The sequence below is a fragment of the Pseudoalteromonas sp. MTN2-4 genome, assembly GCF_042848605.1.
In the GTDB taxonomy this organism is placed as follows: domain Bacteria; phylum Pseudomonadota; class Gammaproteobacteria; order Enterobacterales; family Alteromonadaceae; genus Pseudoalteromonas.
Genome location: NZ_BTGK01000017.1, coordinates 1 through 8,129 on the forward strand (window position 1 = coordinate 1; position 8,129 = coordinate 8,129).

Annotated in this window: 12 protein-coding genes; all 12 read right to left on the minus strand. The window is 38.1% G+C overall.

Annotated elements, in window-relative coordinates:
- Nucleotides 1-234 precede the first annotated feature (234 nt).
- A complete protein-coding gene (locus ACGHEH_RS21200; protein ID WP_390449617.1) occupies nucleotides 235-729 on the minus strand; it encodes a hypothetical protein in 495 nt (164 codons plus the stop codon).
- A gap of 121 nt (nucleotides 730-850) precedes the next feature.
- Nucleotides 851-1,300: a DUF6174 domain-containing protein gene (locus tag ACGHEH_RS21205; RefSeq protein ID WP_390449620.1), complete on the minus strand. Its 450-nt coding sequence runs from the start codon at nucleotides 1,298-1,300 to the stop codon at nucleotides 851-853.
- 643 nt (nucleotides 1,301-1,943) lie between these two features.
- Nucleotides 1,944-2,501 carry a hypothetical protein gene (locus tag ACGHEH_RS21210; protein WP_390449623.1) on the minus strand — a complete coding sequence of 186 codons (558 nt, stop codon included), beginning with the start codon at nucleotides 2,499-2,501 and terminating at the stop codon, nucleotides 1,944-1,946.
- A gap of 111 nt (nucleotides 2,502-2,612) precedes the next feature.
- Complete coding sequence (locus tag ACGHEH_RS21215) at nucleotides 2,613-3,035, minus strand: hypothetical protein (protein ID WP_390449626.1); 423 nt, start codon at nucleotides 3,033-3,035, stop codon at nucleotides 2,613-2,615.
- Between the two features lie 136 nt (nucleotides 3,036-3,171).
- On the minus strand, nucleotides 3,172-3,459 hold the full coding sequence (locus tag ACGHEH_RS21220) for a hypothetical protein (RefSeq protein WP_390449629.1): 288 nt from the start codon (nucleotides 3,457-3,459) through the stop codon (nucleotides 3,172-3,174).
- 15 nt (nucleotides 3,460-3,474) lie between these two features.
- Nucleotides 3,475-4,002, minus strand: coding sequence for a hypothetical protein (locus ACGHEH_RS21225; RefSeq protein ID WP_390449632.1), 528 nt, complete (start codon nucleotides 4,000-4,002; stop codon nucleotides 3,475-3,477).
- Between the two features lie 115 nt (nucleotides 4,003-4,117).
- Entirely contained in the window at nucleotides 4,118-4,702 is a 585-nt protein-coding gene (locus tag ACGHEH_RS21230) for a DMP19 family protein (RefSeq protein WP_390449634.1), read from the minus strand.
- A gap of 467 nt (nucleotides 4,703-5,169) precedes the next feature.
- The gene (locus ACGHEH_RS21235) at nucleotides 5,170-5,850 is read right to left on the minus strand and encodes an alpha/beta hydrolase (RefSeq protein ID WP_390449637.1); all 681 of its coding nucleotides are present in this window, start codon (nucleotides 5,848-5,850) and stop codon (nucleotides 5,170-5,172) included.
- A 239-nt stretch (nucleotides 5,851-6,089) separates the two neighbouring features.
- Entirely contained in the window at nucleotides 6,090-6,578 is a 489-nt protein-coding gene (locus tag ACGHEH_RS21240; RefSeq protein ID WP_390449640.1) for a GNAT family N-acetyltransferase, read from the minus strand.
- Nucleotides 6,579-6,704: 126 nt separating this feature from the next.
- Entirely contained in the window at nucleotides 6,705-6,923 is a 219-nt protein-coding gene (locus ACGHEH_RS21245) for a hypothetical protein (protein ID WP_390449643.1), read from the minus strand.
- A gap of 132 nt (nucleotides 6,924-7,055) precedes the next feature.
- Entirely contained in the window at nucleotides 7,056-7,553 is a 498-nt protein-coding gene (locus ACGHEH_RS21250; RefSeq protein ID WP_390449646.1) for a hypothetical protein, read from the minus strand.
- Nucleotides 7,554-7,671: 118 nt separating this feature from the next.
- A complete protein-coding gene (locus ACGHEH_RS21255; RefSeq protein WP_390449648.1) occupies nucleotides 7,672-8,112 on the minus strand; it encodes a DUF2846 domain-containing protein in 441 nt (146 codons plus the stop codon).
- Nucleotides 8,113-8,129 lie beyond the last annotated feature (17 nt).

Genomic DNA, 8,129 nt, shown 5'->3' on the forward strand with positions numbered 1-8,129 from the left:
GGCACAAATGCGGCGCTTTAATGCCGTAGGCGCGCCGCGCTTGTGTCCCAGTGACCGAAGGGCACGTGTTTAGCATTTTGTTAGGTGCCATCACCAAACGAAACCTCCATTTCTGGCAGCTTTTTAAGCTTTCGAGAATGAATAATTGCATCCTCTATAGCCAGAAGTTGCTCTTTCGGTTTGAGATCTAATAGTGATTTAGTAAAGTCCTTTACCGAATTAGCCCAATCCCTGTCATCCTTGCATTGCAACACATTTCCCAATGTGTATATTTGCGTTTTGAAAATCCGAGGCATGTAAACAAGCTAAACCTTTATTTAGACATGCCCAAATATTTTGTTTGTCCCCAGCAGTGTTCGTTAACACAAACTCTTTAGCGAGCTCTGGAGATGACATTGAACGGCGGTGAGTTAAGGCTTTATCCTTAGCTTTTTCTGCCAGAGCAATCGCTTCTGAAAAAAAAGAATCCTCGTCTTTGAATTCTATAAATGAATTTTCTCTGTATCCAATATCGAAAGACAGATAATCTTTCGGGTACCAAAGCCATGATACACCTACGTTTAGATAAGTACCTTTAGACCAGCTAGATGGCTGGAATTCAACCATTGTAAGCCACCATCCATTATCGTCCAGCCAAACTCTAGATTGCCCTTTTCTGACTAATCCTACTGGCTTCAGGATTTCCCTAGCTGCATTATTGATGAGTTTGCTATGTATTGGTACAGCCATTGTTTCCTCTTGGCACCTAACGCCTCAGTTAAAAGGCAAAATTTGATTGGTTATAATGTGAGGCGGAGCGAAACCAGCCAACTGAATTTTGTCCGCTTTTAAACTGTTTGTCAGAGTTTCTTTACTCAATAACTTTAAAGTTACTTATATAATAAAAACACTCATCATCATGTATATCCTTATCCCAATCAACTTTAATACTTGTTGGGAAAAAGTACATTGAGTCATATTTTAACTCGATGCTTGCTGCTTGAGTTATTCCCTTTTTTGCTATGTTAAACATTTCATAAATTGTTATTTCAAAGTCATGCTCATTTTCATGTTCAAAAAGTGCAATGCCATCAATAACCAAAACATTCGACGAAAATATCAGCATGCACCCATTCTGGACTTTATAGCTGTAGCTAAATGGCTCTTTCTCTTTCCAGGATTCAAAGTTTCGATCAAGTGTTTTCCTTATATCACCTTTGATAAATTGGAACCCTACTCCCCAAAAAGACAGAATAATAACGATAGCTGTTCCAAGAACAAATAGAACAGACATTGGCTTTCGAGTATCAAAAATTTGCATGTAACTCTAACGCTTGCCGTAAACGGCACAAAATAGCAGGCTAAAATTGGCGACGAAAGAGCACAAGCCTGCTGTTTTGTGTCCACGGTTTAACGGCCTTGTTAGCTTTCTATTAATAAATTCTTCTTTGCCTACTCCAATTGACAAAAATACTACCTAATACAATAAATGCTAAGAATGCCTTTATTTCATACCTACTCTCAATTTCAATATCTAAAAGCAAAAAGATTGAAAAGAAAATCATATTTATGGATATAAGTAAGTACCCTAAATAACCATAAGTTGGTTTAGAAACCGATTTAAGTATTCCTTTAATTCTTTCCTTACGACGATTCAAGCAGCAATTGCCTAGTATTATAAAAAGTACATGAGGCATTAGTACCAAGCTAGCCGTTCCCAAAGTTGCACTACTAAATCCGGATTCATATACATTCCATAATGTATAAATAAAAAATCCAACTGATACCGCAGCTAGACTATAAAATAAAAAAGCAAGAACTGAGTAGATTAACCAGATTATGAGGAATTCTCCTATAAGTATGGGGGAAGCTAACGCCTATTTAAGGGGCTGAAAATAGTTTGCTAAAATTGTGAAGCGAAGCGGAACCGAGCAAACTGTTAGCAGTCCCGCTTGAAATTCTTGTTATGTACCAACTTGCACTGACAGGCCAGTTTCAATTGATATTTTATGTACAATACCATCGAAATCCGTAACTAATACGTGGTCTCCAGCAAACTCAAAGCCCTCCGTGAAAATTTCGGGGCCAGATATTGTCCAGATTTTGTTACCACAGGAATCCAAACGACATATCTCCAACTCCCCCCACGAAATTAAACAATCGAACTCATTTACCCAAAAGACTCCAAAGCAAGTAGCAAAATCGACTTTTTTGATCCAATTGACTTCTAGTGATGGAAGTTTTAAAGAGAATATAGAATCACCCGAAGCAACATAACATGAATCGTCTTTAATGGTGAATGAGTATTGGTGAACACCTGTCGCTCCACCTACACCTAAAAAAATAACAGATGATTCAGGGCAGTCTATATCCCCGACGAACAAGCCGTGCGCTGAAGAATACTGGTATTCATTATTTCTACAGAGTTCAACTTCATATGAACGAACATTATCTGTCGAATTTATCGAGTAATGCGGTTCGTTTATCAAAGTAACATCAATTCCGTTGAATATATGCTTCATACTTTCCTAGGTACATAACGCCGCAAATAAACGGCTAAAAATAGTTGGCTATAATTTGTGAGGTACGAACAAAGCCAACTATTTTTTGTCCGCTCTTTTTAATTTGCCTTGTTATATGCCGTTTGCAGACATGGCCTCTGCACCTTCTTTTACTTGTTCATTTGATAAAAACACACCACTTTGCGGTTCGAATGTAGCGGAGTTTTTTTGATATCCGAGAAGATAAGCAGAGTTTAAAGCCACAACCATTTCACTCATGTCACCGCCCCATCGAAATGTTACCACTACTGGCTCTATAAAAGCGGAGGAATCGAATGCAGGAAAGTAATCTGAGAACTCTGATAAAGGCGATATATATGTTTCAACTCCAGAGTCTTCGCCTTTCAGTTTGACAGGGAGAAACCCAGTATGCTTTTTAAAATCTACATTTTCTAAATATTGAACAGGAGTGTTTAACTGTTCTGATAATTCGTTTAGTGAGTTCGTATTTGGAACATCACTAAGAGATAAGATTACGTACATAGTCATCGACATTGATAGGTCCCTCTCAAGTTAACCAAGGCATATAACGCCCTAATAATGGGCAAATTGTAGTTGGTTAAAATACGCGACGAAGGAGCAAAAACCAACTGTAATTTGTCCTTATTTATTAGTTTGTTATGTTTACCTACTACTCATATGGAATAGTACATAACTCTAACTCACCTTGCTTATCAATATCCATTAAAGCGGATTCAATTATTGATTTAGAAATTTCTGATACCAATATCATGTGTGAAGCGCCGTAATGAAATCGAACACTGGTTCCTTCGATAAAATCTCCGCACGCAGACATAGCTTCGGGAGTAAAAAAGAAGCACCACCTTTTTTCACCACGAGTAGTGATTACAGTTACTTCAATAGCTCCAGTTTTATGGCTATCTATTTCATCCTCTATTTCAATAGACTCAAGTTTCATAGTAAACATAACGCCTCAAACACCGGCTTGGAGAAGTTGGCGACTTTTTTGGAACAAAAAAGGTGATAGCTTTACCAAGTCCGAGTGATTTGACTTGTTATGTTTTTCTACGATACCGGTTAAGAATTCATGTAGGTTTTTCTTAGCCGGTTCAAGTTCTTTAATGCCTTCAGTGATAAGGGAAGTCTCATCATCGAGCCAAATTATAAAATCTACTGAATCAGGTGAAAGCTTTGAAGAATGGTAATGGATTACCAGAAGCTTATTGGCCAATTCAAAGAAATCCAATAAACCTGAATCGTAACGTTTTAGAAGCTCTATTGCTACCAACTCGAATGCTTCATTTTCTATGTTTGTATCAATATTGCCTAGAATTTTAAGTTGTTTCTCTTCAGACTTCGCTACACAAAGATCAAGAAGAATTTCTTCTAGTTCGTCATAAGCAAGAATCTGATCATCTGCCCAGCTGATAACCTGTTCAGGACTAACAATTGAGCACAATAACTCAAACTCAATTATTTTGTAGATCAACTGGTTAAGCACAACAATCCCTCAAGAAACATAACGCCTCGCTTAACCGGCGCAAAATAGCAGGCTAAAATTAGCGACGAAGGAGCGCAAGCCTGCTGTTTTGCGTCCTTTATGGTTAAAGCGTTAGTTAGGCATACTTTACCAATCCACTTTTGATTGCAAAGTTTTCTAGCTTTTTATCAAGCTCATCTGCATCCTTATAAAACTCGGTATCTAGCTCATCTAAATCAGGCTCATCAGTATGCTTACGAATAATTGCCCAGCGTTCAGCTTGGCCTTTCGGTACACCCTGTTTACCAAATAATGAAGTCTTAGCTGCTCTTAAAAGTTTTAAACTTTCTTTAGCTTCTATTCTAACTAGGCCTAACTCTGCGTAACTATATCGAGCCCCAGAGGTATTATCAAAAAATTGAATAAAACCTCCGTTATATACTTCACCAGTTAACACACAGACTGAATAATAGAGTTTTTCTTCTTCACTTAAAGTATTAAACCCCTGACCTTCATCATAAACTCGCTCTACTAGGTTTCTCCAATACGCTCGAAATGGGCAGGTTTTATCTAATTCTCGCTCTTGCATAGCTTTTTCTTTCGCTTGTTCCATGCTTTTTCTAGTTCCTTTTTTACATGGCATGCATAAGCCGCCAGTTCTTTCTGCAGTGGATGGCAAGACTAGAGCTTCACACTCTTTGCACTGAATTTTATCGGGCACGGAACCTCCATGTATGACTAACGCCCGATTAACGGGTAAAAAATTGTTGGCTAAAATGTGAAGCGAAGCGCAACAGCCAACAGTTTTTTGTCCGCGTTGACGACCTTGTTATGCGTTGACACTCGAAATTAAAAGCGCTCGCGCATGCACCAATAAGCCAAACTTAAAATTAAAAAACACTCACCAAACCCAAAATTGCAAAGAAGCGTTCGACTGGTGAATGACCTTTCTGGTCACAGCTTAAATTGAAAAACGAAAAGCCAAGACCAACTTAAAACTTGATTGCGCCACTGTACCTAAAAACGAATTTGAAGAAAAGGCTTGAAGCAAAAACCGTTTTAAAGACAGCAATAGTGACGCATAACGCCTTAATAAACGGCGGAAAATAGCAGGCTAATCTAAGCGAAAAATGAGCGCAAGCCTGCTGTTTTGCGTCCACTGTTTAATTAATTTGTTAGGTTTCATTGCTAATACAACCACTCGTTTAGTTGTTTGAATATTTGTGGTTTGGCTTTTGTGATTGTAGAAGAATGTGTACCTCCATTTACTATAATTAAATCAATTCCAGTTCTCTGAGCGACCAATTCAATATCGGCTAATGGTGTAACTGAATCGTTATCTCCTTGGAATATTATTGTATTTTTAATATCTGCTTTTTTAAGCAATACCTCTACCTTAAAGTCGTTTGGAATTAGCGCATCAATTGGAAGTAGCTGGAGTGCAAATAAATACCACTTATTGGAAAGTACATGTTTAACAGATTGACTTAAAGAAACGGGAGAGCTTTCTAAAATTAGTCCGTCAGGTTGGATTTGCGAGGCAGAGTATGTCGCAACAATAGCTCCCAACGACCGGCCATAATAAACGGCTTTAGTGCAATGTAATTGCCTTCCTGTATCTGCAATAAAGCTTGTTGTCATTTTAGCTAATGCTTTAATGTCACTTACATTACCTTTAGCCCCACCTTGGGAAGGATAAGACAATATGACGGTCGTGAATTCTTCTTTAAGTGCACCTAAACCTAACTCATGCTCATAACGCAGAGCGCCACCATGTTGGCCTGTGAAAAAGAATAAGCAAGGACGATTCTTTTCACCATATACTCGGGCTAACATTTCCATTTGTGAAGAGGCGGCTGATAACTGCATTGATTCTGAAGTTTTCCCTGTTTTTTGAATTGAAGGAAATAGCAGATATGGGAGACCAAACCTGAGAGTAACTGCCCCAGCCAAAAAATATATGATTGTGAAAAGAGTGACTAGCTTAATTAACCTCATCCATGAAACCTAACGTCCCAATAATGGGCAAATTATAGTTGATTAAAATAGGCGACGCAGGAGCAAAAACCAACTGTAATTTGTCCTGATTAATTTGCTTGTTAGTTGCCTTACACACCTACAGTTTTACTTCGCCTTTCCATAAGAACAACATCACGCCAAACATTATTCATTTTCCCTAGTTTTTCACGAACACCCAATTTGCGGAAGTTATTATTTAGATGAAGCTTAATACTTCCTTGGTTTTCGGGGAAAATAGCTGCTTGTAGCATCCATATATTATTACTCTCAGACTCCAGTACGAGCTGTGCTAATAATTTTTGTCCTATACCTTTTCCTCGGGCCAAAGCTGAGACATAAACACTAACTTCCGCAATACCTGAATATACTTCGCGATTTGATATTGGTGAAAGTGCAGCCCAACCTAGAATACTATCACTTTCTTCTGCTACAATACGAGAATGGCTATGCATTGAATTATTCCATTCCTCCCAGCTTTTAGCGGTGAGTTGAAATGTAGCATTCCCTGTATCTATACCTTGCTGATAAATTGCTTTAACAGCAGGATAATCTACTTGTTCAAATTTTCGGATAAACACCTAATTCTCCTAGGCAACTAACGCTTGCCGTAAACGGCACAAAATAGCAGGCTAAAATTGGCGACGAAGGAGCACAAGCCTGCTGTTTTGCGTCCTTTTGACGGCCTTGTTAGACGACGATAAAAATCAAAAGTTATTAACTTTTGCTTTATGCAAAGAAGCTCCGATTGCAACACCAAACCCCGCTCCACAACCGATTCCAATACCTAGAGCAAAAGGTAAAATATTAAATAATACGCCAACTATAATACCTATTGCGCAACCCAAACCTGCACCAATAGCGATACCTAATCCAATATAATGATTTTGAGATTTTGCGTTATTACTTTCCGTTTTTGGATTCACTTATTTCTCCCTAATATAGGCTGACACCAATGTTCCCTAGTCGTCTAACGTTCGATTAACGGGTTAAAAATAGTGGGCTAAAATCGAGCGAAGCGACGAGCTTATTTAATTTTGTCCTAGTTTAGCGACTTGTTATAACACGATTTCACCGGATAAAACTTGTTTGAAACAAATCTCTTCGTTTAAACCTTTGTTTTTATCAGGGTACCAACATTGATCCAGAGTTTTATAAGTATCAGCTAGTGGTAAAGGGTTAATGTTCTGCGCTTGTAGTTGACATTGTGCCTTATAAAAATAACGATAAGAAAGAATGTCATACTCCATTTGATCGGATATATCGATTTCATACACTTCTTTAGCTATTGCTTTAGTTTCATCGAGACTAAACCCAGCTTTTTCAAATGCGTCATGATGCACTAAGCCAAGCATTCTCCAATCACCTAGCTCTTTATCTTTTTGAGTTTTATTTGTTTCCTTAAGTGCCCATTTAGTGGCAACCATAGGCCCTACAGCCTCAGCAATTAAGTCGCATTTAGAGTTTTTAGGTTGTACCTGCATTTTTGAAACATTTGATGTCGAATTACATCCAGCAACAGTGAATACAATCAGAGATAATATTAAATTACGCATCCGTTCCCCATGGTGTTATAACGCCCCATTCAGGGGCTGATAATAGCTTGCTAAAATGTGAAGCGAAGCGGAACCGAGCAAGCTGTTAGCAGTCCCGTTACTGTAATGGCTTGTTATGTTACGATTTATCCATAAACTGCTGTTTTGTAGCTAATTTTAAGGATGATGTATCAGACATTACAAAACCGACACCAATACTGGAAATATTGGAAAACTCTTTAGAATACCTAAAATAGTAAGTTTTTCCAGATTCAAATAAACCTGAAATTCGTCCACTTTCACTGCCAGGCAAAAACATAATTGACTCTTTTGAGGTAAGGACGTGCTCCCCAGGCTTTACATAAAACTTAACAGAATTTCCTGTCCCAAGTTTAGCCACAAGCTTACCATCTAAATAAAAAAATGGTCTTTCCGGGTTTAGCGAATGATAAGTAACATCTGTCCTATAAAGGTAAACCGTTGCGGAATTGTTTTCATTTAAACTGGCTGGTGATTTATAAGCATCTGTTGAAGCACATCCAGTTAAAACAATTAAAATCAATAGAAGTAAATTTCTCACAGAACCCTCTTAGTAAC

What these genes read in the sequence shown, in the direction of transcription:
- ACGHEH_RS21200 (WP_390449617.1), bottom strand. Translation starts at nt 729, where the DNA reads ATGGCTGTACCAATACATAGCAAACTCATCAATAATGCAGCTAGGGAA.
- ACGHEH_RS21205 (WP_390449620.1), bottom strand. Translation starts at nt 1,300, where the DNA reads ATGCAAATTTTTGATACTCGAAAGCCAATGTCTGTTCTATTTGTTCTT.
- ACGHEH_RS21210 (WP_390449623.1), bottom strand. Translation starts at nt 2,501, where the DNA reads ATGAAGCATATATTCAACGGAATTGATGTTACTTTGATAAACGAACCG.
- ACGHEH_RS21215 (WP_390449626.1), bottom strand. Translation starts at nt 3,035, where the DNA reads ATGTCGATGACTATGTACGTAATCTTATCTCTTAGTGATGTTCCAAAT.
- ACGHEH_RS21220 (WP_390449629.1), bottom strand. Translation starts at nt 3,459, where the DNA reads ATGAAACTTGAGTCTATTGAAATAGAGGATGAAATAGATAGCCATAAA.
- ACGHEH_RS21235 (WP_390449637.1), bottom strand. Translation starts at nt 5,850, where the DNA reads ATGCAGTTATCAGCCGCCTCTTCACAAATGGAAATGTTAGCCCGAGTA.
- ACGHEH_RS21250 (WP_390449646.1), bottom strand. Translation starts at nt 7,553, where the DNA reads ATGCGTAATTTAATATTATCTCTGATTGTATTCACTGTTGCTGGATGT.